This window comes from Actinoplanes sp. DH11 (assembly GCF_020873875.1).
Lineage (GTDB): Bacteria > Actinomycetota > Actinomycetes > Mycobacteriales > Micromonosporaceae > Actinoplanes.
Genome location: NZ_JAHWGU010000230.1, coordinates 1 through 255 on the forward strand (window position 1 = coordinate 1; position 255 = coordinate 255).

A 255-nucleotide genomic window follows, 5' to 3' on the forward strand; every position below is an offset into this window, starting at 1 on the left:
TCGGTATCCACCAACACAAACCGACCCGGATGCTCCGACTGCGCCGACCGCACCAAGCCCCGCACCGCGGCAAGTGCCAGGTCCTCGCCGCGCGTGACCACTACCAGACGCCGGTCGGTGAGCAACGCCTCCTGCAGCCGGGCCAAGACCACACTCGTGGCCACATGCACATCGGGGTCGCCACCGACCTCGACCAGATCGACGTCGCCGATCGGCTCAACGGCCGCCGCCGGCAGCAACTGAACCTCGTACAGC

General features: G+C 68.2%; 1 protein-coding gene. It reads right to left on the minus strand.

Features of this window, described 5'->3' with window-relative positions; all coding sequences use genetic code 11:
• Positions 1 to 255: hypothetical protein (locus LPA41_RS41560; protein WP_229077037.1), on the minus strand; the 255-nt coding region annotated here is incomplete at both ends.